Origin of the sequence: Microbispora sp. ZYX-F-249, assembly GCF_039649665.1 — a bacterium.
Lineage (GTDB): Bacteria > Actinomycetota > Actinomycetes > Streptosporangiales > Streptosporangiaceae > Microbispora > Microbispora maris.
In genome coordinates, this window is sequence record NZ_JBDJAW010000168.1 from 1 (window position 1) to 462 (window position 462).

At 68.0% G+C, this 462-nt stretch carries 1 protein-coding gene; it reads right to left on the reverse strand.

Annotated elements, in window-relative coordinates:
- Positions 1–453, reverse strand: a 453-nt coding sequence (locus tag AAH991_RS40255) for a transposase (RefSeq protein ID WP_428834105.1), incomplete at its 3' end; no start/stop codon positions are given.
- Positions 454–462 lie beyond the last annotated feature (9 nt).

Here is a 462-nt window from a genome sequence, read left to right on the forward strand (position 1 = left end):
GTCCAGCCACACAAAGGTGTAGGGGCCGCCGTCCAACGCCCGGGTGCGGAAGGCCTCCACCTGCTCATCCAGAACCTTGGCCATGGCCGAGACCTGGCTCTTGGAGATGCCGCCGATACCGAGCTGCTCGACCAGCTTGTCCACCCGACGCGTTGATACGCCCAGCAGATAGGAGGTGGCCACGACGCTGATCAGGGCTTGTTCGGCCCGCCGACGGCGTTCCAGCAGCCAGTCGGGGAAGTAGGAGCCCTGCCGCAGTTTCGGGATGGCCAGCTCGACGGTGCCGGCGCGGGTGTCCCACTCCCGCTTGCGGTAGCCGTTGCGGGAGTTGGTCCGCTCGCTGCTGCGCTCGCCGTAGCCGGCCCCGCAGCGGGCGTCGGCCTCGGCGGACATCAACGCCTCGGCCATGGTCTTCACCATGGATCGCAACAGATCCGGATCCTGCGCCTGGATCTGCTCCGC